20 protein-coding genes, 1 pseudogene and 1 riboswitch are annotated in these 22629 nt (G+C 69.0%); of the genes and pseudogenes, 12 read left to right on the top strand and 9 right to left on the bottom strand.

Annotation, left to right across the window (positions count from 1 at the left end; genetic code table 11):
* Positions 1-138: 138 nt before the first annotated feature.
* The 5 genes from ACFVXC_RS26125 to gcvT form a co-directional block, all read right to left on the bottom strand.
* Entirely contained in the window at positions 139-354 is a 216-nt protein-coding gene (locus ACFVXC_RS26125) for an EF-hand domain-containing protein (protein WP_389909293.1), read from the bottom strand.
* A 76-nt stretch (positions 355-430) separates the two neighbouring features.
* On the bottom strand, positions 431-1801 hold the full coding sequence (locus tag ACFVXC_RS26120) for an L-serine ammonia-lyase (RefSeq protein WP_389909420.1): 1371 nt from the start codon (positions 1799-1801) through the stop codon (positions 431-433).
* A gap of 160 nt (positions 1802-1961) precedes the next feature.
* The gene (glyA, locus tag ACFVXC_RS26115) at positions 1962-3224 is read right to left on the bottom strand and encodes a serine hydroxymethyltransferase (RefSeq protein WP_389909289.1); all 1263 of its coding nucleotides are present in this window, start codon (positions 3222-3224) and stop codon (positions 1962-1964) included.
* Positions 3225-3244: 20 nt separating this feature from the next.
* The gene (gene gcvH / locus ACFVXC_RS26110; protein ID WP_389909286.1) at positions 3245-3622 is read right to left on the bottom strand and encodes a glycine cleavage system protein GcvH; all 378 of its coding nucleotides are present in this window, start codon (positions 3620-3622) and stop codon (positions 3245-3247) included.
* Positions 3623-3722: 100 nt separating this feature from the next.
* Positions 3723-4856 carry a glycine cleavage system aminomethyltransferase GcvT gene (gcvT, locus tag ACFVXC_RS26105; RefSeq protein ID WP_389909283.1) on the bottom strand — a complete coding sequence of 378 codons (1134 nt, stop codon included), beginning with the start codon at positions 4854-4856 and terminating at the stop codon, positions 3723-3725.
* Between the two features lie 165 nt (positions 4857-5021).
* Positions 5022-5127, bottom strand: a riboswitch (glycine riboswitch).
* A 183-nt stretch (positions 5128-5310) separates the two neighbouring features.
* Between gcvT and ACFVXC_RS26100 the strand changes: the two genes are divergently transcribed.
* The 11 genes from ACFVXC_RS26100 to ACFVXC_RS26050 all read left to right on the top strand — a co-directional run bounded on the left by ACFVXC_RS26100 (position 5311) and on the right by ACFVXC_RS26050 (position 17937).
* Positions 5311-5985, top strand: a complete 675-nt coding sequence (locus ACFVXC_RS26100) for an AAA family ATPase (protein WP_389909418.1) — start codon at positions 5311-5313, stop codon at positions 5983-5985.
* A 60-nt stretch (positions 5986-6045) separates the two neighbouring features.
* Positions 6046-6849: an enhanced serine sensitivity protein SseB gene (locus tag ACFVXC_RS26095; RefSeq protein ID WP_389909280.1), complete on the top strand. Its 804-nt coding sequence runs from the start codon at positions 6046-6048 to the stop codon at positions 6847-6849.
* A gap of 236 nt (positions 6850-7085) precedes the next feature.
* On the top strand, positions 7086-7859 hold the full coding sequence (locus ACFVXC_RS26090) for an enhanced serine sensitivity protein SseB C-terminal domain-containing protein (protein ID WP_389909277.1): 774 nt from the start codon (positions 7086-7088) through the stop codon (positions 7857-7859).
* A 408-nt stretch (positions 7860-8267) separates the two neighbouring features.
* Complete coding sequence (locus ACFVXC_RS26085; RefSeq protein ID WP_389909274.1) at positions 8268-9272, top strand: ABC transporter permease; 1005 nt, start codon at positions 8268-8270, stop codon at positions 9270-9272.
* A gap of 101 nt (positions 9273-9373) precedes the next feature.
* Positions 9374-11143 (top strand): ABC transporter substrate-binding protein, encoded by a 1770-nt coding sequence (locus ACFVXC_RS26080; protein ID WP_389909271.1) that lies wholly within the window; start codon positions 9374-9376, stop codon positions 11141-11143.
* Between the two features lie 171 nt (positions 11144-11314).
* A complete protein-coding gene (locus ACFVXC_RS26075; RefSeq protein WP_389909415.1) occupies positions 11315-12316 on the top strand; it encodes an ABC transporter permease in 1002 nt (333 codons plus the stop codon).
* Positions 12313-13410, top strand: coding sequence for an ABC transporter ATP-binding protein (locus tag ACFVXC_RS26070; protein WP_389909268.1), 1098 nt, complete (start codon positions 12313-12315; stop codon positions 13408-13410). Before ACFVXC_RS26075 ends, ACFVXC_RS26070 begins: the two co-directional genes overlap by 4 nt.
* 44 nt (positions 13411-13454) lie before the next feature.
* Positions 13455-14717 (top strand): ABC transporter ATP-binding protein, encoded by a 1263-nt coding sequence (locus tag ACFVXC_RS26065; protein ID WP_389909412.1) that lies wholly within the window; start codon positions 13455-13457, stop codon positions 14715-14717.
* A gap of 110 nt (positions 14718-14827) precedes the next feature.
* On the top strand, positions 14828-16219 hold the full coding sequence (locus tag ACFVXC_RS26060; RefSeq protein ID WP_389909265.1) for a M1 family metallopeptidase: 1392 nt from the start codon (positions 14828-14830) through the stop codon (positions 16217-16219).
* Positions 16220-16307: 88 nt separating this feature from the next.
* Entirely contained in the window at positions 16308-16982 is a 675-nt protein-coding gene (locus ACFVXC_RS26055; RefSeq protein WP_389909262.1) for a trimeric intracellular cation channel family protein, read from the top strand.
* Between the two features lie 85 nt (positions 16983-17067).
* Positions 17068-17937 (top strand): thioesterase family protein, encoded by an 870-nt coding sequence (locus tag ACFVXC_RS26050; protein WP_389909259.1) that lies wholly within the window; start codon positions 17068-17070, stop codon positions 17935-17937.
* A gap of 186 nt (positions 17938-18123) precedes the next feature.
* On the opposite strand, the pseudogene ACFVXC_RS26045 reads toward ACFVXC_RS26050, so the two are convergent.
* The 3 genes and pseudogenes from ACFVXC_RS26045 to ACFVXC_RS26035 form a co-directional block, all read right to left on the bottom strand.
* Positions 18124-19164: pseudogene (locus tag ACFVXC_RS26045) on the bottom strand (YeiH family protein); the annotation flags it as partial.
* A complete protein-coding gene (locus tag ACFVXC_RS26040; protein ID WP_389909256.1) occupies positions 19164-19733 on the bottom strand; it encodes a cysteine dioxygenase in 570 nt (189 codons plus the stop codon). The pseudogene ACFVXC_RS26045 and the gene ACFVXC_RS26040, both read right to left, overlap by 1 nt.
* 111 nt (positions 19734-19844) lie before the next feature.
* Positions 19845-20750: a LysR substrate-binding domain-containing protein gene (locus ACFVXC_RS26035; protein WP_389909253.1), complete on the bottom strand. Its 906-nt coding sequence runs from the start codon at positions 20748-20750 to the stop codon at positions 19845-19847.
* Positions 20751-20814: 64 nt separating this feature from the next.
* Between ACFVXC_RS26035 and ACFVXC_RS26030 the strand changes: the two genes are divergently transcribed.
* Positions 20815-21804: a helix-turn-helix transcriptional regulator gene (locus tag ACFVXC_RS26030; protein WP_389909250.1), complete on the top strand. Its 990-nt coding sequence runs from the start codon at positions 20815-20817 to the stop codon at positions 21802-21804.
* Here ACFVXC_RS26030 and ACFVXC_RS26025 read toward each other — a convergent pair.
* Complete coding sequence (locus tag ACFVXC_RS26025; protein ID WP_389909247.1) at positions 21764-22606, bottom strand: alpha/beta fold hydrolase; 843 nt, start codon at positions 22604-22606, stop codon at positions 21764-21766. The genes ACFVXC_RS26030 and ACFVXC_RS26025 overlap by 41 nt on opposite strands.
* Positions 22607-22629 lie beyond the last annotated feature (23 nt).

Raw genomic sequence — 22629 nt, 5'->3', positions numbered from 1 at the left:
CGCACGGACGCGCGCCGGTCCGCGCTCTCCCGGGGCGAGCGCGGACGGACCCTGATCGCGCGCCCGTTGAGCAGGCGCGGCGAGTACGTGCGAGGGGCCCGGCGCTCTCACGCGCCGGGCCCCTCGTACGTACCACCACTACTTCTTGTTCAGGCTCGCCCAGAACTCGTCGAAGGAGAGACGCTTGTCCTTGTCGGTGTCCTTCGTGCCGATCACGGCCTCGGCCACCGTCTCGGTGACGTAGAAGTCCCCCATCTTGGCCATGGCCGACTTCCACTCCGCCGCTGTGATGAAGCCGTCGCCGTCCGCGTCGAACTGCTTGAACGTCCTGCGCGCTTCCTCGATGTCCGCCACCGGATCCACCCCTTCTTGGTGCACTACTGACGGGGCTCAGGGTATCCGCCGTCCGGGTGACGACCGGGACGTGGGCTCAGCACTCGATGATGTTCACCGCGAGCCCGCCCCGCGCCGTCTCCTTGTACTTCACGCTCATGTCCGCCCCGGTGTCCTTCATGGTCTTGATGACCTTGTCGAGGGAGACCTTGTGGCTGCCGTCGCCGCGCATCGCCATCTTCGCCGCGGTCACGGCCTTCACCGCCGCCATGCCGTTGCGCTCGATGCACGGGATCTGGACGAGCCCGCCGACCGGGTCGCAGGTCAGGCCGAGGTTGTGCTCCATGCCGATCTCGGCCGCGTTCTCGACCTGCTCGGGGCTGCCGCCGAGCACCTCGGCGAGGGCGCCCGCCGCCATCGAGCAGGCGGAGCCGACCTCGCCCTGGCAGCCGACCTCGGCGCCGGAGATCGAGGCGTTCTCCTTGAAGAGCATGCCGATGGCGCCCGCGGCGAGCAGGAAGCGGACCACTCCCTCCTCGTCCGCGCCGGGAATGAAGTTCATGTAGTAGTGCAGGACCGCCGGGATGATGCCCGCGGCGCCGTTCGTCGGGGCGGTCACGACCCGGCCGCCCGCCGCGTTCTCCTCGTTCACCGCCATCGCGTAGAGCGTGATCCACTCCATGGAGCGGGCAAGCGGGTCGCCCTCGGCGCGCAGCTGGCGTGCGGAGTTGGCCGCGCGGCGGCGGACCTTGAGGCCGCCCGGCAGGATGCCCTCGCGGGACATGCCGCGCGAGACGCAGGACTGCATGACGCCCCAGATGTCGAGCAGACCCGCGCGGATCTCCTCCTCGGTGCGCCAGGCCTTCTCGTTCTCCAGCATCAGCGCGGAGATGGAGAGGCCGGTCTCCTCGGCGAGGCGGAGCAGCTCGTCGCCGGTGCGGAAGGGGTGTTTGAGGACCGTGTCGTCCGGCACGATCGGGTTCTCGCCGGCCACCGCGTCGTCGTCGACCACGAAGCCGCCGCCCACGGAGTAGTACGTCTTCTCCAGGACGGGGGCGCCCTCACGGTCGTACGCGAAGATCGTCATGCCGTTGGCGTGGTACGGCAGGGCCTTGCGGCGGTGCAGGACCAGGTCCTCGTCGAAGGCGAAGTCGATCTCGTGCATGCCGAGGAGGCTGATGCGGCCGGTGCTCTTGATCTGCTCGACGCGCTCGTCGGCGAACTCGACGTCGACCGAGCGCGGGGACTCGCCCTCCAGGCCGAGCAGGACCGCCTTGGGGGTGCCGTGGCCGTGGCCCGTCGCGCCGAGCGAGCCGTAGAGCTCGGCCCGTATGGCGGTGGTGTGGGCCATCAGGCCCTCGTTCTTGAGGCGGCTCGCGAAGATGCGTGCGGCGCGCATGGGGCCGACCGTGTGGGAGCTGGACGGGCCGATGCCGACCGAGAACAGGTCGAAGACCGAGAGGGCCACGAGAAACTCCAATGGTGGTTGGTAGACGCCGTTGTCTGCCGGGGTGGTGCAGAGAGCAAGGCGTGAGCCGGGGCACGAACCGGGGCACCGCGCTCACTGTGTTCACATCCAGTGTGCGCGGTGCCCCGAAGATTCGTACGAAGGAAAGCGTACGAAAATGCTACAGGTTGGGGTACAGCGGGTGCTTTTCCGCCAAGGCGGAGACGCGGGCCTTGAGCGACTCCGTGTCGACGTCGCCCGGCTTCAGCGCCTCGGCGATGATGTCGGCGACCTCACGGAAGTCGTCCTCCTGGAAGCCGCGGGTCGCGAGCGCGGGCGTACCGATCCGCAGGCCCGAGGTGACCATCGGGGGGCGCGGGTCGTTCGGGACCGCGTTGCGGTTGACCGTGATGCCGACCTCGTGGAGGCGGTCCTCGGCCTGCTGGCCGTCGAGCTCGGAGTCGCGCAGGTCCACCAGGACCAGGTGCACGTCCGTGCCGCCGGACAGGACGTCGACACCGACGGCCTTCGCGTCGTCCTGAACCAGGCGCTCGGCCAGGATGCGGGCGCCGTCCAGGGTGCGCTGCTGGCGCTCCTTGAACTCCTCGGAGGCCGCGATCTTGAAGGAGACGGCCTTGGCCGCGATCACGTGCTCCAGGGGGCCGCCCTGGAAGCCCGGGAAGACCGCGGAGTTCAGCTTCTTCGCGAACTCCTTGCTGCGGGCAAGGATGATGCCGCCGCGCGGGCCGCCGAGCGTCTTGTGCGTGGTGGAGGTGACCACGTCCGCGAACGGCACCGGGTTGGGGTGAAGGCCCGCGGCGACGAGCCCGGCGAAGTGCGCCATGTCGACCCACAGGTACGCGCCGACCTCGTCGGCGATCCGGCGGAACTCGGCGAAGTCCAGCTGACGCGGGTAGGCGGACCAGCCCGCGATGATCACCTTCGGGCTGCTCTCCTTGGCCAGGCGCTCGACCTCGGCCATGTCGATCAGACCGGCCTCGTCGACGTGGTACGGGACCACGTTGAACTGCTTGCCGGAGAAGTTCAGGCGCATGCCGTGGGTGAGGTGGCCGCCGTGCGCCAGGTCCAGGCCGAGGATCGTGTCGCCGGGCTTGGCGATCGCGAAGAGGGCGGCCTGGTTGGCGGAGGCGCCGGAGTGGGGCTGGACGTTGGCGTACTCGGCGCCGAACAGGTCCTTGAGCCGGTCGATCGCGATCTGCTCGGCGACGTCGACGTGCTCACAGCCGCCGTAGTAGCGGCGGCCGGGGTAGCCCTCGGCGTACTTGTTGGTGAGGACCGTGCCCTGGGCCTCCATGACGGCGACCGGAGCGAAGTTCTCCGAGGCGATCATTTCCAGGGTGGACTGCTGACGGTGGAGCTCGGCGTCGACGGCGGCGGCGACGTCCGGGTCCAGCTCGTGGAGAGGGGTGTTGAGAAGCGACATCAGGTGGTCCCTAAGGGTCTTTAGTTGCCTGCGAGCTCGGTGTATTCGGCCGCGGAGAGCAGGTCCTTCGGCTCATCCGTGATCCGTACCTTGAACAGCCAGCCGCCCTCGAACGGAGCGGAGTTCACCAGCGACGGGTCGTCCACGACGTCCTGGTTCGCCTCGGTGACCTCACCGGTCACGGGGGAGTACAGGTCGCTGACGGACTTCGTCGACTCGAGCTCGCCGCAGGTCTCGCCCGCGGTCACGGCCTCGCCGACCTCAGGGAGCTGGGCGTATACGACGTCACCGAGCGCGTTGGCCGCGAACTCCGTGATGCCGATCGTCGCCACACCGTCCTCGGTGGCCGAAAGCCACTCGTGCTCCTTGCTGTAACGCAGCTGCTGGGGGTTGCTCATGACCTGAATTCTCCTGTACGCGGGTGGGTGCTGCGGAACGGGACTGATGTGCGTGGGGTCACTTCCGGCTTACCACAGAGGCGGAGCAGCGGCGGAAACGTCACTTCTGGCGCTTGTAGAAGGGCAGCGCCACGACCTCGTACGGCTCGTGCGTGCCCCGGATGTCGACGCCGACACCGGTGGTTCCGGGGGCCGAGTGCGCCACGTCGACGTACGCGATGGCGATCGGCTTGCCCAGCGTCGGGGACGGCGCCCCGGAGGTGACCTCGCCGATGACCTTGCCGTCGGCGACCACGTCGAAGCCCGCGCGCGGAACGCGGCGGCCTGAGGCGATCAGGCCCACCAGCTTCCGCGGGGGAGCGGTCTCGGCGCGCTCGGCGGCGGCCGCGAGCGCCGAGCGCCCCACGAAGGTGTCGGACTGCGAGGTCTTCTCGAACTTCACGACCCGGCCCAGGCCCGCGTCGAACGGAGTCAGCTCCGCCGTCAGCTCGTGCCCGTACAGCGGCATGCCCGCCTCAAGACGGAGCGTGTCGCGGCAGGAGAGCCCGGCCGGGACCAGACCGACGTGCTCGCCGGCCTCCATGAGCGCGTTCCAGAGCTTCTCGGCGTCACCGGGCGAGACGAAGAGCTCGAAGCCGTCCTCGCCGGTGTAGCCGGTGCGGGCGATCAGGGCGGGCACGCCCGCGACGGTGCCCGGCAGGCCCGCGTAGTACTTCAGCCCCGCCAGGTCCGCGTCCGTGAGTGACTTCAGGATGCCGGGGGACTCGGGCCCCTGGACGGCGAGCAGCGCGTACGCGTCGCGGTCGTCGCGGACCTCGGCGTCGAAGCCGTCGGCGCGGGCGGTGAGCGCGTCGAGCACGGTCTGCGCGTTCGAGGCGTTGGCGACGACCATGTACTCAGGGGCGTCGGCCTCGCCCAGACGGTAGACGATCAGGTCGTCCAGGATCCCGCCGTCCTCGGCGCAGATCATCGTGTAGCGGGCGCGGCCGACACCGATGGAGCCGATGTTGCCGACGAGTGCGAAGTTCAGGAAGTCCACGGCCTGCGGTCCGGTGACCGTGATCTCGCCCATGTGGGAGAGATCGAAGAGACCGGCCTTGGTGCGGACGGCGATGTGCTCGTCGCGCTCGCTGCCGTAGCGCAGCGGCATGTCCCAGCCCGCGAAGTCGGTCATGGTCGCGCCGAGCGCGCGATGCACGGCATCGAGGGCGGTCAGACGGGGGACGGTACTCATACGGGGAACTCCCAGGGCATGACGGGCGAGGTCGATCCTCCCCATCTGTCATCGGAACCTGAGAGGTTCACCACGACCCGTCCGTATACGTCATACGTCTGTATCAGGGGGTCATGACTTGCACCTTGGGTGGAGCCGCCGGGGCGACCCGCTTTTCAGATGTGCCTCGCCCGCGCGGTACGGGGCCTGAGAGATTCAAGGGAGGGACTTGCTCCTTCGGCGCCCCGGTGCGTCCTGCGACGGCGACCGGGAACTCTCCCGCGCGGATTCAAGCGGCCTGTATGGAGTTTGCGCGCACATCATTGCACGGGCCCGCGTCACGGGGCAGTGCCAGTCCAGCTGTGCTATTCCGGGGGAAACCCCGGGCCCCGGGCGCTGTTGTGCCGCATTACCTTCTCTTTACACTTGCCGGGGAAGCTGCGGGAAGCAGTTACGTGACCGCTAGGGGAGGCCGATCACGGTGCGCAGGACCAGTGTCTACGCGACCAACACGGGGGTGGCCCTGCCCAAACAGGCCGCCGCCCCCACCAGGGAGAGCTGCGGCGCCCTGCCTGCGGTCGTCGTCCGCGACCTGAGGCAGCGGTCCGGCCACAGCCCGCACCGCCTCACGTTCGGCGCGGGCGACCTGATCGTCGTCTCCGGTCTTCCGGGCAGCGGCAAGTCCACGCTGATGCGCAGAGCCGTCGCGGGCCCGCGCATCGACTCGCAGGACACCCGCGACCGCTGGGCCCTGCGCATGCCGGCCCTGCTGCCGTACGCCGTCTACCGCCCCCTGGTCCGCCTCGCGCACTACGCGGGGCTGCGCGCCGCCCTGCGCTCCGGCGAGGGCATCGTGGTGCACGACTGCGGCACCCAGACATGGGTGCGCAGCTGGCTGGCCCGCGAGGCGGGGCGGCGCGGCACGACGCTGCATCTGCTGCTGCTCGACGTGCCGCCGGACACCGCCATAGAGGGGCAGCTCTCGCGCGGGCGCGGCGTGTCGCGGTACGCCTTCGCGCGGCACCGCAGGACCGTCGGCCGCCTGGTCGGCGCCGCCGAGCGGGGCGATCTGCCGCGCGGCTGCGGCTCCGCGATCCTGCTCGACCGGACAGCCGCGAGCATCCTGCGCGGGATCGGCTTCGGAGGCTGAGCGGCCCGTCGCGTTAGGGTCGTGCCGCAGGCAGAGCGGGACAGGGCAGGGGTTGGGCAGATGGATATTCCGGCGCAGGCGCACGCACATCCGTACGGAGGATGGCCGGGCAACGAACTCGAAGAGGTGCTCGCGGCATCGCTCGGCACGCCGGGGGCGCCCCGGACGTCCGCGGGGGCCCGCATCGTCGAGGTGCTCGGCCGCAGCCACGTCTGGGTCCCGCTGCCGAGCGGCGGCGGCCCCGACAGCGGCACTCTCGACCTGCCCACGCTGGAGATCGACGGCCAGGCCTTCGTCCCCGTCTTCAGCTCCGAGCAGCAGTTCCAGCAGGTCACCGGCGGCCGGATGGGCTGCACCGTGGCGCCCGCCGTGGAGTTCGCGCGCGGACTTCCCCCGCAGATGGGCATCGCGGTCAACCCGGACGGCACGGTCGGGGTCCCGCTGCCGCCGCCCGCCGTCGCCGAACTCTGCCGGGCCGGGCGCACCCCGCTCGACGGCCCCGCGACCGGCGGCCGTGTGCGTCTCTTCGAACCGGACTGGCAGCAGGACCCGGTGGACTTCCTGTCCGCCGCCGCCCGCGAGTTCGAGGCCACCGGGGTCGTCCTGAACGCCCGCCGCTGCCTGGCGAGCGTCGAGGGCGAGGAGCCCACGCTGTTCATCGGCGTCGAACTGACCTCCTGGGAGGGCGACGCGCGCGACCTGCCGATGGAGGCCGTGGGCCGGGCTCTCGGCCACGCCCCGGTGGTCTGGCCGGTGAACCTGGTGCTGCTCGATGTCGCCCAGGACCCGGTCGGCGACTGGATGCGCGAGCGGGTCCGGCCCTTCTTCGGCCGGACACCGGGGCACGAGCACGGACATGTGTAAGGACATGTGCAGGTACGTGTGTGAGGGTGCCGTACGTCAAGTCGGTGTCAGGATCGCCGCTTAAGCTGGTTTCATGGCCCGGGCGGGGCACGGCCCCGCCGATTCGGCCCGGGGCCACCGACCGGCTCGGCTCAGGTCACGGCAGGTTCATCAGGTTCATCAGGTTCATCAGGTTCCAGGCTCAGCGGGTCAGTGGCTCGGCGGGTCAGCGGGTCATCGCGAAGGGGCGGTTAAGGGTGAGTGCGTCGGGCACGGCTGCTGCCGGGCAGGTCGAGCACATGCTGCGCCAGGTGACGCCAGGGCGTTATGACGCCTACGAGGCGCTCCTGCGGGCGCTCGCCGCCGACCAGGTGTGGATGCTGCTCTGGCACGGCCAGGCCGGATCCCCCGACGCGCAGTACGGGAACATGGAGGTCGAGGGCCTGGGGTACGCGCCGTGCGTGACCTCCGCCCAGGAGCTCTCCGCGAGTGGCTGGAACCGTTCGTACGAGGTGGTCAGCGGCCTCGACATCTCCCGCACCCTCTACCCCGACCACTACGGCCTCTGGCTCAACCCGCACGCCCCCGGCGGCGGCGTCGGCATCCCCTGGCTCGACCTGCGGCGCATCGCCTCCGGCCTCGACCTGCTGCCCGCGGGCCCGCTCAGGCTCACCGAGCCGGCCATCGAGATCCCGCAGTTCTACGCCGTGCTCACACAGAACGCCCACCGCACCCCCGCGGTCCGCTCGCTGCGCCGTGCCTGGGTGCAGCCCGCGCTCGGTGCGCCGTATCTGGCCATCGGCCTCGATGTGTACGACACGTCGCCGTCGTCGGTGGACGGGGTGCGCGCGATGATGCAGCAGTCGATCGCCTCCGTCCCCGAGGGGCTGCCCGTCTCGACGGTCGCGATGTCCGACGGGTACGACCCGGTGGCCCTGTGGCTGCGCGCCAACGCCAGGCCCTTCTACGACCGTGAGGCCCAGCCGGCCCCGGCGCCCGCGGGCGGATACGGATATCCCGCACAGTACTGAATCGGTACTGAATCGGTGCGGATGTGGTGCGGATGCGGTGTGGGTGAGGTGCGCGATCCGCATCGACGCGCCGCTGAAGACGCCCTGAACCGGCCATCACGGCTCGTATACCTGCCCCGACAGTCACAATGTCCGTTCTGATGGTGGAGGGCCCCTTTAGCCCCTCGTGGCCCTTTGCCGCCCAACTGCCCCGTGTTCGCCCCTCGTTCACGTGCGTCCGGATAACGGAACACCTCAAACAGCATCACGGTTGAGCATCCATTCCCCGTCAAGTCTGGTAACAGATCGCAACCCCGATGAAGACTCCCGCAAGTGGGGCGCCTCGCCCCTGTGCACGACGGACAGATCACGTCGCTACAGCGGCAAGTGCGGGCCGGTCACCACCGGTTGAGAGGGGTCCCTGCCACGATGACGGCACCATTGCATGACACACCTGCGGACGCGGACCCGACGGCGGACGTCGCTCCCGCAGCTGATGCAGGGGTGAAGAAGGTCGAGGGGCGGTCCCTCAAGCAGATCGCCTGGAACCGCTTGAAGCGGGACAAGGTCGCTCTGGCCGGCGGCATCACCGTGCTCGTCCTGGTCTTTGTCGCCGTCTTCGCGCCTCTGATCGTCTCCCTGCTGGGCCACCCGCCCAACGAGTTCCACCAGGACGAGCTCGAAGACCTCACGAACCTGCCCAAGGGCGCGTTCGGCGGCATGAGTTGGGACTTCCTCTTCGGAGTCGAGCCGAACAAGGGCCGCGACGTCTTCAGCCGGATCGTCTACGGCGCCCGCATCTCCCTCCTGGTGGCCTTCCTCGCCGCCGTGGTGGCCGTGGCGCTCGGCACCTTCTTCGGCATCATCGCCGGTTACTTCGGCGGCTGGATCGACGCGCTGATCAGCCGGGTCATGGACGTGCTGCTCGCCTTCCCGCAGCTGCTCTTCGTGATCTCCCTGGTCTCGGTGCTCCCCGACGACCTGCTCGGGCTCACCGGCAGCGGCGTCCGCATCGCGGTGCTGATCCTGGTGATCGGCTTCTTCGGCTGGCCCTACGTCGGACGCATCGTCCGAGGCCAGACCCTCTCGCTGCGCGAACGCGAGTACGTGGAAGCGGCCCGCAGCCTCGGCGGCGGTCAACGGCACATCCTCTTCCGTGAGCTGCTGCCGAACCTGGTCGCTCCGATCACCGTCTACGCGACGCTCATGATCCCCACCAACATCCTCACCGAAGCGGCGCTCAGCTTCCTCGGCGCAGGTGTGCGCCCGCCGACGGCCTCCTGGGGCGGCATGCTCCGGGACGCCCTGGCGACGTACGAGCATGACCCGATGTTCATGGTCTTCCCCGGCCTGGCGATCTTCGTGACCGTGCTTGCCTTCAACCTCTTCGGTGACGGGCTTCGCGATGCCCTGGACCCCAAGGGAACCCGTTAACAGCCCCAACCGGCTTGCCCCTGCCGCAGCGTCAGGTGGCTTTTCCCATGGTTCTTAAGGCAGTCAAGGCCAAGGACCGCGAATCTCGGAGGATGCGAGAAATGCCCACAGGTTCCTCTAAGCGACGATTGACCGCCGGTGCGGCCCTCGTCGTAGCGGCGCTGGTGACCACCACGGCGTGCGGCGGCGGCAGCGATGACGGCGACAGCAAGGGCGCGGGCTACAACGCGGCCATCGGCAAGGTCGCGAACAAGTCGGCGAAGAAGGGCGGAACGCTCAAGTTCATCGCCAAGCAGGACCTGGACTCGGCCGACCCGCAGCGCGCGTACTACGGCATGACGTGGGACTTCATGCGGTACTACACCCGCACGCTGATCACGTACGACACCAAGCCGGGCGCCGCGTCCAACAAGCTCGTCCCCGACCTCGCCGAGTCCACGGCGAAGATCAGCGACGACGGCAAGACCTACACGTACAAGCTGCGTGACGGCCTCACCTGGGAGGACGGCTCGAAGCTGACCTCCAAGGACATCAAGTACGGCATCGAGCGCATCTGGGCCACCAAGATCATCACCGGTGGTCCCGGCTACCTGAAGTCCACGCTTGACCCCAAGGGCGAGTACAAGGGCCCCTGGGAGGACAAGGCGAAGGACAAGCTCGGTCTGAAGGCGGTCGAGACGCCGGACGACAACACCATCATCTTCAAGCTGCCCAAGAAGAACGGCGACTTCGAGCAGATGCTCGCGATGCCGTCGGGCAGCCCGGTCAAGCAGTCCGAGGACACCGGCGCCAAGTACACCCAGCGCCCGTTCTCCTCGGGTCCGTACAAGTTCCAGAACTACAGCGCCGGCAAGAGCATCACGCTGGTCCGCAACAAGAACTGGAAGAAGTCGTCCGACCCGGTCCGTCCCGCCCTGCCGGACAAGATCTCGGTCACCATCTCGGCGAACCTCGAAGAGAACGACAAGCGCCTGATGGAAGGTGACTACGACATCGACATGAATGGCACCGGCATGACCCAGTCGGGTCGTACCACCGCCATTCAGGACCACAAGGACAACGTCGACAACATGCAGACGGACTTCGTCCGTTACGTCGCCCTTGTGACCAAGACGAAGCCGTTCGACAACGAGGCCTGCCGCAAGGCCGTCTTCTACGCCACGGACTTCGCGAGCCTGCAGAAGACCCGTGGTGGCCCGGTCGCCGCCGGTGAGATCGCCGCGAACGTCTTCCCGAAGTCGATCAAGGGTCACGACGACTACGACCCCTACGGGATCCTGAAGCGCAAGGGCAAGCCCGACGTCACCAAGGCGAAGGCCCAGCTCAAGGACTGCGGCAAGCCCGGTGGCTTCTCGACCAAGATCTCGGCGCGCACCAACCAGCCGGGTGAGGTGGACGCCGCCACGGCGCTCCAGGAGCAGCTGAAGAAGGTCAACATCAACGCCGAGGTCGACCAGATCGACGGCGCCGACTCCTCCAGCATCACCGGCTCTCCCTCGGTCGTGAAGAAGCGCGGCATCGGCATGACGATGGCCGGCTGGGGTCCGGACTTCCCGACCGGCCAGGGCTACGCCCAGCCGCTGTTCGACAGCCGTTTCATCAACGAGAACGGCAACTACAACGAGTCGCAGATCGACGAGCCGAAGATCGACAAGTACTTCGACGACGCGATCGCCACGGTCGACCCGAACAAGGCCGGTCAGATCTACACCGACCTGGCGCACGAGATCGTGGACAAGGCGTACTGGATGCCCTTCATCTACGAGAAGAACATCAGCTGGCGTTCGTCGCGGGCGAGCAACGTCTACTCGTCCGCCGCGTACAGCGGTCGCTACGACTACGTCTCGCTCGGTGTGAACGGCGGAAAGTAGCAGCAACGCAGTTCAGCAGTAAGCAGTAAGCAGTAAGCAGTCAGCAGTTCAGCAGTCCCCGTAAAGGCCGTCCTACCGCCGAATCCCGCCAGTCCGAAGGGCAGGTGATGGCCCCGGGCGGTGGCCGGGACTCCTCACAAGGGAGTCCCGGCCACCGCCGGGCCGCGCACAGTGCTTGCTTATCTCATCCGGCGCCTGATCGCCGTTGTCGTCATGGTGCTGGTCGTACTGCTCGCGACCTTCACCGTCTTCTTCATGTTGCCCAAGTGGGCGGGACAGGACATCGCCGTCCTCTTCGCCGGTAAGTCGTCCGGAGCCGAGCAGCTCGCGGGCATCCGGATCAAGCTGGGTCTTGACGACCCTCTGCTCGTCCAGTTCTGGGACTTCGTCAAGGGCATCCCGATGGGGCGTGACTACGCCAACGGGCCCGACGTGACCCACTGCCCGGCCCCCTGCTTCGGATACTCCTTCCGTACCGAGGCGCCCGTCTGGGAGACCCTCAAGGACGCCCTGCCCGTCACCGCGGCGCTCGCCGCCGGTGCCTGTGTGCTGTGGCTCGTCGCCGGTGTCGCCACCGGTGTGCTCTCCGCGCTCAAGCGCGGCACCATCTGGGACCGTTCCGCGATGATCACCGCCCTCGGCGGCGTCTCGCTGCCGATCTTCTTCACAGGCATGATCGCGATGGGGCTCTTCGTCCACACCCTCGGCTGGGTGAAGATCGAGGACACCCTCACCACGGACGATCCGATCAACATCTGGTTCGAGACCCTGATCCTTCCCTGGATCGTGCTCGCGTTCCTCAACGCCGCCATGTACGCGAGACTCACCCGCGCCACCATGCTGGAAGTGCTCGGTGAGGACTACATCCGCACCGCGCGCGCCAAGGGGCTCGGCGAGGCGACCGTCATCAGACGGCACGCGCTGCGCTCCGCCATGACGCCGATCCTCACCGTCTTCGGCCTCGACCTCGGTGTGCTCCTCGGTGGCGCCGTCCTCACCGAGTCCACGTTCAACCTGCCGGGGCTCGGCCTGGAGGCCGTCAAGGCCATCAGCAACAAGGACCTGCCGGTGATCCTCGGCGTCACCTTGTGCGCGTCGCTCGCGATCGCGCTCGCCAACCTCGTCGTCGACCTTCTGTACGCCGTCATCGACCCGCGAGTGAGGCTGGGATGACCGAACTGCACAAGACCGGAGCGGCGGTCGGAGAACCCGTCGCCGACTCGGTCGCTCCCACCGCCTTCCTCGAGGTGCGCGACCTCAAGGTGCACTTCCCGACCGACGACGGCGTGGTCAAGTCCGTCGACGGGCTCAGCTTCCAGCTGGAGAAGGGCAAGACCCTCGGCATCGTCGGCGAGTCAGGATCCGGCAAGTCGGTCACCTCGCTGGGCATCCTGGGTCTGCACACCGCCGGGCAGTACGGCAGCCGCAAGGCGCAGCTGTCCGGCGAGATCTGGCTGAACGGCACGGAGCTGCTCGGCGCGGACCCGAACGAGGTGCGCAAGCTGCGCGGTCGCGACATGGCGATGATCTTCCAGGACCCGCTGTCCGCGCTGCACCCGTACTACTCCATCGGCACGCAGATCATGGAGGCCTACCGCGTCCACCACAAAGTGGACAAGAAGGCCGCCCGCAAGCGCGCCATCGAGATGCTCGACCGGGTGGGCATTCCCCAGCCGGACAAGCGCGTCGACAGCTACCCCCACGAGTTCTCGGGCGGTATGCGCCAGCGCGCGATGATCGCGATGGCGCTTGTGAACAACCCCGAACTGCTCATCGCGGACGAGCCGACGACTGCCCTGGACGTCACCGTCCAGGCGCAGATCCTCGACCTCATCCGGGACCTGCAGAAGGAGTTCGGCTCCGCGGTCATCATGATCACGCACGACCTGGGCGTGGTCGCCGAGATGGCGGACGAACTGCTCGTGATGTACGGCGGGCGCTGCGTCGAGCGCGGCACCGCCGAGAAGGTCTTCTACGAGCCTCAGCACCCCTACACCTGGGGCCTCCTCGGATCGATGCCGCGCATCGACCGCGAGGAGACCGACCGCCTCGTGCCGGTCAAGGGCTCCCCGCCCAGCCTGATCAACCTGCCGACGGGCTGCGCCTTCAACCCGCGCTGCCCGTACGCCGACATCCCCAAGGACCAGATCACCCGCCGCGAGCGCCCCGACCTGCACGAGGTCGCACCGGGGCACTTCACCGCCTGCCACATGTCGCAGGACGAGCGGACCCGGATCTGGACCGAAGAGATTGCGCCGAAGCTGTGAAAGACGATGCGAAAGACCAGGCGAAACAGGCGAAGGGCCAGGAGATGACGATCCCGGCGCAGACAAAGAGCTCCGCGGAGTCTCCCGAGCCGCTGCTCAAGGTCGAAGGCCTGGTGAAGCACTTCCCCATCAAGAAGGGGCTGCTGCAGCGCCAGGTGGCGGCCGTGCAGGCCGTCGACGGTCTCAGCTTCGACGTACGTCCCGGTGAGACGCTCGGCGTCGTGGGCGAGTCGGGCTGCGGCAAGTCGACGATGGGCCGTCTGATCACGCGCCTGCTCGAACCGACCGCGGGCCGCGTGGAGTTCGAGGGCGTGGACATCACGCACCTGAACACCGGCAAGATGCGGCCGCTGCGCCGCGACGTCCAGATGATCTTCCAGGACCCGTACTCGTCGCTGAACCCGCGGCACACCATCGGCACGATCGTCGGTGCGCCGTTCAAGCTCCAGGGCGTCAAGCCCGAGGGCGGCTTGCGCAAGCACGTCCAGGAGATGCTGGAGCGGGTGGGGCTCAGCCCCGAGCACTACAACCGCTACCCGCACGAGTTCTCCGGCGGTCAGCGCCAGCGCATCGGCATCGCCCGCGCGCTCGCCCTGCGGCCCAAGCTGGTCGTGGCCGACGAGCCCGTCTCCGCCCTGGACGTCTCCATCCAGGCGCAGGTGGTCAACCTCCTGGACGACCTGCAGGACGAGCTCGGTCTCACGTACGTGATCATCGCGCACGACCTCTCGGTCATCCGGCACGTCTCGGACCGCATCGCGGTGATGTACCTCGGCAAGATCGTGGAGCTGGCGGACCGCAAGGACCTCTACTCCACGCCGATGCACCCGTACACCAAGGCGCTCCTCTCCGCGGTGCCGGTGCCCGACCCCAAGCGGCGCGGCGTCAAGAGCGAGCGCATCCTGCTCCGCGGCGACGTCCCCTCGCCGATCGACCCGCCCACCGGCTGCCGTTTCCACACGCGCTGCTGGAAGGCGACGGAGATCTGCGCGAAGGTCGAGCCGCCGCTGATCCCGCTCGCCTCCGGCCACCAGGTGGCGTGCCACCACCCGGAGAACGCCGACGACCAGCAGCCGGGCGACACCAAGCTGTTGCAGGTCGCCAAGGAGGCGATCGAGGTGGTCTCGGTGGTGAGCAAGGCGGAGGAGACGGCCAAGGAGGAGGCCGCTGCCGAGGAGTCGACGCCGGCCGTCTCGAAGGACGCTCCGAAGGGCGCCTCGAAGGCCGCCGCGAAGGATGCTCCGAAGTCAGTCGCGAAGGACACTCCGGAAGCGGAAGCCAAGGGTCAGGCGTCAACTGACAAGTAGCACCTGATGACTTGGTAAAAATCAGTCACCAGGTCATGTACACGCCCATACGGGAGAGTGCAGAGTCTGCGTGTCCGTTCCATCGGAACACACGCGCTAAGGGATGACTCATGGCACTCTCCCGTTCGGCACGTCTGGGAGCACTGGCCACAGCTGCTGCCTCCTTCTGCTTGATCGCCGCCGCACCCGGGCCCCACCCGGGCGCCGACGGCGTGGGCGACTCCTACTTTCCCCAGCTCGGCAACGGCGGCTTCGACGTGCGCCACTACGGCCTCGACGTGGCGTACAACCCCGACACCGACCGCCTCGACGGCCGCAGCACGATCACCGCGCGCGCCACCCAGAACCTCTCCTCCTTCGACCTCGACCTCCAGAAGCTGGAGGTGACGAAGATCGAGGTGAACGGCAGACGGGCGCACTTCACGCGCTCGGGCGACGAGATCCGGATAAGCCCGCGCGACAGCCTGCACAAGAACAAGACGTTCACCGCGACCGTCACCTACGGCGGCGTGCCCGAGCCGCTGAGCGGCCCCATCGTCTTCGGCTCCGACTACGGCTGGATGAAGACCGCCGACGGCGTCTTCGTCGCGTGCGAGCCCAACGCGGCGTCGACCTGGTTCCCCTCCAGCGACCACCCGGGGGACAAGGCCGCCTTCGACATCCGCATCAAGGCCCCCAAGGGCCTGACGGGGGTCTCCAACGGCCGTCTGGTCGACACGTACGACAAGGGCGGGCAGACGGTCGCCCACTGGCGCGAGTCCGAGCCCATGGCGACCTATCTCGCGACCGCCACCATCGGCAAGTTCGACGTGAAGAAGGGCAGGACTCCGGCGGGAACCCCGATCTACGTCGCCATCGACCCCGTACTGGAGAACAGCAACAACGTCGACGTGTACGGCGTCACGGCCGAGGTCACCGACTACTGGTCGAAGATCTTCGGGCCCTACCCCTTCGAGGAGACCGGCGCGATCGTCGACGACATGCCGCAGGCGGGCTTCTCCCTGGAGACCCAGACCAAGCCGGTCTACTCCGCGGTCCGCAGCGAGTCGACCATCGCCCACGAGCTCGCCCACCAGTGGTTCGGTGACTCCGTCTCGGTCGAGAAGTGGAAGCACATCTGGCTCAACGAGGGCTTCGCGACCTACTCCCAGTGGCTGTGGAGCGAGCACAAGGGCACCCAGAGCGCCCACGACGCCTTCCTCGCGGGCTACAACTCACGCCCCGCCGACTCGGCCTTCTGGCAGACGACCGTCGGCGATCCGCAGCGCGACACGATGTTCGCGTCCGCCGTCTACCAGCGCGGCGCGATGACGCTCCAGGTCCTGCGCGAGCGCATCGGTGACAAGGCGTTCTTCAAGCTGCTCCCGGCCTGGACCAAGCAGAACCGGCACGGGAACGCGAACACCGACGACTTCATCAAGCTCGCCGAGAAGATCTCGGGCAAGCAGCTCGACGCGCTGTTCCAGACGTGGCTGTTCACGAAGGGCAAGCCCGCCCTGTAGTCCCGGCCTCGTCGGGCACGTGTCGTCGGGTACGTGTCGTCGAGCACGCGTCGGCAGGCACGTGTCGGCGGGCAGGTAAGAATGTCGCGTGATCCAGGATCTGTTCAGTCCCTCCGTCCAGCACGCGCTCGACATCGTCGGAATCTTCGCCTTCGCGATCTCCGGCGCGCTGCTCGCCGTACGCAAGAACTTCGACGTCTTCGGCATCGCCGTACTCGCCGAGGTCACCGCGCTGGGCGGAGGGCTCATCCGTGATGTGGTCATCGGGGCGGTGCCGCCCGCCGCGTTCGTCGACCTCGGCTACTTCATCACGCCGCTGTTCGCTGCCCTCCTGGTGTTCTTCCTGCACCCCGAGGTGGAGCGCACGCAGCTCGCGGTGAACGTCTTCGACGCGGCGGGCCTGGGCCTCTTCTGCGTCACGGGCACGATCAAGGCGTACGACTACGGCCTCGGCCTCACCTCGTCGGCGGCCCTGGGTCTGGCCACCGCGGTGGGCGGCGGCGTGCTGCGCGACATGATCGCCAACGAGGTGCCTTCGCTGGTGCGCTGGGACCGCGATCTGTACGCCGTGCCCGCGATCATCGGCTCGGCGATGGTCGCGCTCTGCATCGACTACGACATGGTGAACGCCTTCACCAGCGGCCTCGCCGTGGTCACCACCTTCGTCCTGCGACTGCTCGCGCTGCGCTACCACTGGCGCGCCCCACGGGCCTGGCACCGGCGTTCGACGGCGGTGGAGGTGGAGGCGGACGAGACGCCTTAGCGGCGTGGTCGCTCACGGACGGGCACGCCTCCCTCCCTGAGCATAAAAGCTACCGCTTAGTAATTACGTGTTGTACGTTACTGGTATGGCAGAGGCAACATCCACACCGGCAGCGGTGCCCGCGAGCATCGGCGACAGCGAGTTCGACCGCGACACCGCGGTCACCCGGCGGGAGCCCGGTGTCTACGACATCGACCTCTCCGCCGGGTGGACGATCATCAACGCCGTCAACGGCGGCTATCTCCTCGCGGTCCTCGGCCGCGCGCTCGCCGACGCCCTGCCGCACGCGGATCCCTTCACCGTCTCCGCGCACTACCTGACGGCGTCCCACCCCGGACCCGCCGTGATCCGCACGGACACCGCGCGGGCCGGGCGGACCCTGTCGACAGGACAGGCCTCGCTCTTCCAGTACGACGGCGAGGGGCGCGAGGTCGAGCGGATCCGCGTGCTCGCCTCGTACGGAGATCTGGCGGGTCTCCCCGACGACGTCCGTACGACGGCCAAGCCGCCGGCGCTGCCGCCGATCGAGCAGTGCTTCGGTCCGCAGGACGCGCCGGACCACTCGCCGGTGCCCGGCAGTTCGGCGATCAGCGACCGCCTCTTCCTGAAGCTGGACCCCTCCACCCTGGGGTGGGCCCTCGGCCAGCCGTCCGGCAAGGGGGAGATGCGGGCCTGGTTCGGCCTCGCGGACGGCCGCGACGCGGATCCGCTGTCGCTGCTGCTCGCGGTGGACGCGCTGCCGCCCACGGCGTTCGAGCTAGGCCTCTCCGGCTGGGTTCCGACGGTGGAACTGACGGTGCACGTACGAGCCAGGCCCGCGCCCGGCCCTCTCCGTGTCTCCATCACGACCCGCAACCTCGCCGGGGGCTTCCTGGAGGAGGACGCGGAGGTGTGGGACAGCGGGGATCGCCTGGTCGCGCAGTCGCGACAGCTGGCCCGGGTGCGGCTGGGCTGAGGGGCAAGGTCGTCTCCCCGCCCCCGACCCCGACCCCGCCCCGCCCCCGCTCCTTCCCGAAATCCGTGCCTGCGCCCCGGACCTGCCCGGGGCTCCGCTCCAGACCCCGTACAAGATGTCCTCAATCGCCGGACGGGCTGAAATCTCCAGCCCCCCCCCCCGCAGCGATGAACCCGCCTTACCCACCAGCACCACACCCCCATACGAAACCCCGGCCACGACCACCCACGCACACAACCCAAGCGCGGCCACCCGTCCCCCGGTCCGGCTCAGCGAGGGCAGATCCACCGCGGCGCCGAGCCCGAACAGGGCCGCCGCCAGCAACAGTTCCTGGGCGTGGCCCGCCAGGTCGAGGAGGGATCCCGGAACCCGGCCGGTGCTCCGTACCGCGACCATCCCGATGAACCCCGCCACGAACAGCGGAACCACCGGTGGCCGCCGCTTGGCGGACCCACGCCCGGTTGACCGCGCCCGCAGGGACAGCGCGACCCCCGCCACCAGCGGAGCCAGCATCGCCACCCGCATCAGCTTCACGAGAACCGCGTCCCCCAACGCCCCCGCCCCAGCGGTCTGCGCGGTGGCCACCACCTGACCCACGTCGTGGACACTCGCACCGGCCCACTGCCCGAATTCCGCGTCGTCCAGACCCAACGGCCCCTGCAACAGCGGCAGTACGGCGATCGCGAGCGTCCCGCAGAGCGTCACAAGAGCCACCGACACCGCCGCGTCCCGCTCCTCGCTCTCACTCACCTCGCTGACCGCGCCGATCGCGGAGGCACCACAGATCGAGTAGCCGGTGGCGATCAGGAGGGGCTGATCGCCGGGAAGGCCCATGCGGCGGCCGAGCCACCACGTACCGAAGAACGTCGCCGCGACCACCCCGAGCACCATCCCCACCGGCGCCCAGCCAAGACCCAGGACGTCGTCCAGGCTCAGCTTCAGGCCGAGCAGGACGATGCCGAGCCGCATCAGCCGCTTGCCCGCGAGGGAGAGCCCCGCCCTGCCCCGACCTCGTACGACAGCGCGGACACCCGGAACATGCGCCGCCGCGAGCCCGAGCACCACCGCCGCCGTCAGCATCGGCACGGCGGGGACCAGGGCGTGTGTCGCCCAGGCCGCCGCGACACCGAGGGCCGCGAGGGCGAGCCCCGGCGCCGGGTGGCGACCGGGAGGCGCCACCGGAGACGTCGATGGGGCTGCCAGCTGGCGTTGGCCGAGCAGCGCCATCAGCGGTCGGCCGGCAACGCGTAGACCCGGCGCACGCTGGTGCCGAGGCGGGAGATGTCCGCGCCGTACACGTGGAGCGAGATCGCCCGCCGCGTACCGGCGTTCCGGACTCGGTGGATGTCCCCGGGCGGCGCGAAACCGCACACCGTGCCCTGCCGGTTGACCAGGTCCTCGATGGGGACGAGCCGCGCCGGAGCGCCGGATGCCGCCGGGACGAGGCGGTAGCGCCGCTCGTGCTCCGCGCCCTCGTGGACGCCGGTGACGCACCAGGAGACGTGATCGTGCACCGGTGTGCGCTGGCCCGGCAGCCAGACGAGGCCGACCACCGAGAAGCTGCCGTCGTGCTCGGCGTGCAGCAGATGCTGGCGGTAGCGCCCGGGGTCGCCCTCGCACTGCTCGTCGGCGAGCAGATCGGCCGCGCCCAGATGCGGCGCGAGCCGCTCGCCGACCAGGTACGCCGTCAGATCCGGCGGAAGGCCCCGGCCGACGGCCGCGCGGACACCGGCGACGAGGGCGTCCAGGCGCCCGGTGGTGCGGGCCGCGCGGAACGCGGTGGTGGAGGCACTCATACGGGCAGCGTCCTGCCACCCTTCCATCACGTCCAACGACAGTTTCTAAGCCTTAACCCAACTCCTGCTTATGGATGAGGGGTGTTGTGGACGAGGGGGAAAAGGGGGGCCTCAGCAGCCCATCCGGTTCGCCGCGACCGCCTTCAGCTCATCGAGGACCAGCGCCGTCGCGGGAATCCGCAGGTGCTCCCGGAGCGCGTACGCCGAGACCTGTCGGCGCGACGCCGGATCGAGAGCCCGCCCTGTCACCTGCCGGTGGCGCAGGAAGTTGAGGACGAGCCCCGGCATCATGGCGATGCCAAGACCCTCGGCGACCAGGCTCTGGATGACGAGATTGTCGTCCGTGGTGAAGGCGATGTCCGGCGTGAAGCCCTGCTCGGCGCATTCGTGCAGGAAGTTGGCCCGGCAGCGCAGGCAGCCCGCGATCCAGCGCTCGCCCGCGAGATCGACGAGCCTGACGGAACGGCGCCGGGCCAGCGGATGGTGTGAGGGCATGAGGACCGTCAGCTGGTCCTCCATCAGCGGGATCTCCATCACTTCCTCCGGCACGTCCTCGTGCAGACCGGGGTAGTGGAAGGCCAGCGTGATGTCGCAGTCGCCGTGCACCAGGCGCTGGAGCGACTCGGGCGGTTCGTTCTCCTGGAGTTCGACGCGTACACCGGGATGGCTCCTCGCGAGCCGGGACAGCGCCTCGGGGATGAGGGTGGCGTTGGCGCTGGGGAACGCGCAGATGCGTACGCGTCCGGTGCGCAGACCCGTGATGGCGTTCATCTGCTGCTGGGCGGCGTCGATGTTGCCGAGGATGATTCCGGCGTGCCGGGACAGCGCCTCGCCCGCCTCTGTCAGCCGCATCCTGCGGCCGACGCGGGTGAACAGGACCGTGCCGACGGACCGTTCGAGCGCCTTCATCTGCTGGGTGATCGCGGGCTGCGTATAGCCGAGCGAGCGGGCGGCGGCGGAGTAGGAACCGGTGCGGACCACTTCGTGGAATGACCTGATGTGCCGGGAATCGAACACATCTGAATCATAAGCGGGGCGCGGGAAGGTCCGTGGGCAGGCCCCTTCCGCCATCCTTGGCTGCGTGAAATCCGACCGTCTGCTCTCGATCCTGCTGCTGCTCCAGACCCGTGGGCGGGTCCCCGCCCACGAGCTCGCCGACCGTCTCGAAGTCTCCGTGCGCACCATCTACCGCGACATCGAGGCGCTCTCCACATCCGGCGTCCCGGTGTACGCCGAGCGCGGGCGGCACGGGGGCATCGCGCTGCTCCCCGGTTTCCGTACGGACGTCACGGGGCTCACCGCGGACGAGTCGAGGGCGCTCTTCATCCTGGCCGCGCAGGGCGCGCACGCCGCGCTCGGCCTTGGCGAGGCGATCGGCTCCGCCCTGCGCAAGGTCATGGCGGCCCTGCCCGAACCACACCGTCCCGCCGCCGAGTTGACGAGCCGGCGCATCCTCGTCGACTCGGCGCGCTGGATGCCGGGGCCCCGTGGATCGGATCCGGTCGTCGTCGACCTCGACGTACTGCAGGACGCCGTCTTCTCCGACCGGCGGCTGCGCCTGAGCTACCGGCACAGCGGCGACGCCAGGCCGCGCGCCTACACCGTGGATCCCTACGGCCTCGTCTCGAAGGCGGGCGTCTGGTACCTGGTGGCCGACCGGCGCGGCGCCCCGCAGCTCCTGCGCGCCGACCGCGTGCGGGAGGCGACCCTCACGGAGGCACCGGTCAAGCGCAGGACGGGAGTCGAACTCGCCGACGTATGGGCCGTGCTGAAGCGTCAGGTCGAGGACCGTCCGGTCGGTGTCGACGTGACGGCGCGGGTCGCGCGTGATCGGTTCGCCCAGTTCCTGCGGCTCAAGGGCCAGTTCCTCAGCGCGCGCCCCGAGGACGACGGAGAGAGCGAGTGGATCGACGTCCGGCTCGGGTTCGGCGTCGTCGGCGACATCCGTACGCTGCTTCCGTTCGCCGCCAGTGTGGAGGTGCTCTCTCCGCCCGCGGCGCGTGCCGAGCTGATGGACGCCGCCGCCGCGGTCACCGCCCTTTACGCAGGAAGCGGCTCAGCTCGCCGGTGAGCTGGGCGGGCGCGTCCTCCTGTACGAGATGTCCCGCGCCCTCGATCAGACGCAGTTCGGCGCCGGGGATCAGCCCGGCGAGCTCGTGGCCGCGCTCCACCGGGATCCAGGTGTCGTCCGTGCCCCAGCAGACGAGGACGGGCAGCGCCAACTCCCCGTACCGGCCCTGGACCTCATCCGTGAACCGCTGGTCGTTCTGCTCGATCTGCCGGTAGAAGGCGGGCCTGCCCTCCTCCGTGCACCAGGGCTCGACCAGGCGGTCGAGCACCGCCGGGTGCAGTCCGCGGTGGCTCGCCGAACCGACGTACTCGCGCACCAGCGCCTCGTGCAGGGCGGGCGGCAGCTGGTTGAAGACGTCGGCGTGCGCGCCGAGCAGGCGGTAGGTGGGGGAGCCCCAGGGGGCGAGGGCCACCGGGTCGACGACGGCGAGGCGTTCGTAGCGGGCGCCGTGCAGGAGGTGGGCGCGCAGGGCGACGCAGCCGCCGAAGTCATGGGCCACGACAGCGGGTTCGTCCAGACCCCAGTGGGCGAGCAGTTCGGTGAGGACACGGGCCTGCGCGGCCAGGCTCACATCCTGCCCGGACCGCATCTCCGACGCCCCGTAGCCGGGCAGGTCCCATACGTACACGCGATGTTCCTGGGAGAGCGCGCGGGCCACGCTCCGCCAGACGTACGAGGAGAAGGGCGTGCCGTGGACCAGGACGACGGGCGGTGCGTCCTTAGGGCCGAAGGTGGCCCAGCGGACCGCGCCGGTCGGTCCCGCGAAGGTCTGGTCGAGTGTCCAGTCACGATCGGTCGTCATGACCGTAAGGCTAATAGCTCCTT

The sequence above is a fragment of the Streptomyces sp. NPDC058257 genome (assembly GCF_042881845.1).
Classification (GTDB): Bacteria; Actinomycetota; Actinomycetes; order Streptomycetales; family Streptomycetaceae; genus Streptomyces.
This window is presented reverse-complemented; position numbering and strand designations above follow the sequence as displayed.

What these genes read in the sequence shown, in the direction of transcription:
- gcvH (WP_389909286.1), bottom strand. Translation starts at nt 3,622, where the DNA reads ATGAGCAACCCCCAGCAGCTGCGTTACAGCAAGGAGCACGAGTGGCTT.
- ACFVXC_RS26050 (WP_389909259.1), top strand. Translation starts at nt 17,068, where the DNA reads ATGGCAGAGGCAACATCCACACCGGCAGCGGTGCCCGCGAGCATCGGC.
- ACFVXC_RS26070 (WP_389909268.1), top strand. Translation starts at nt 12,313, where the DNA reads ATGACCGAACTGCACAAGACCGGAGCGGCGGTCGGAGAACCCGTCGCC.
- ACFVXC_RS26095 (WP_389909280.1), top strand. Translation starts at nt 6,046, where the DNA reads ATGGATATTCCGGCGCAGGCGCACGCACATCCGTACGGAGGATGGCCG.
- ACFVXC_RS26040 (WP_389909256.1), bottom strand. Translation starts at nt 19,733, where the DNA reads ATGAGTGCCTCCACCACCGCGTTCCGCGCGGCCCGCACCACCGGGCGC.
- gcvT (WP_389909283.1), bottom strand. Translation starts at nt 4,856, where the DNA reads ATGAGTACCGTCCCCCGTCTGACCGCCCTCGATGCCGTGCATCGCGCG.
- ACFVXC_RS26085 (WP_389909274.1), top strand. Translation starts at nt 8,268, where the DNA reads ATGACGGCACCATTGCATGACACACCTGCGGACGCGGACCCGACGGCG.
- ACFVXC_RS26060 (WP_389909265.1), top strand. Translation starts at nt 14,828, where the DNA reads ATGGCACTCTCCCGTTCGGCACGTCTGGGAGCACTGGCCACAGCTGCT.
- ACFVXC_RS26065 (WP_389909412.1), top strand. Translation starts at nt 13,455, where the DNA reads ATGACGATCCCGGCGCAGACAAAGAGCTCCGCGGAGTCTCCCGAGCCG.
- ACFVXC_RS26025 (WP_389909247.1), bottom strand. Translation starts at nt 22,606, where the DNA reads ATGACGACCGATCGTGACTGGACACTCGACCAGACCTTCGCGGGACCG.
- glyA (WP_389909289.1), bottom strand. Translation starts at nt 3,224, where the DNA reads ATGTCGCTTCTCAACACCCCTCTCCACGAGCTGGACCCGGACGTCGCC.
- ACFVXC_RS26080 (WP_389909271.1), top strand. Translation starts at nt 9,374, where the DNA reads ATGCCCACAGGTTCCTCTAAGCGACGATTGACCGCCGGTGCGGCCCTC.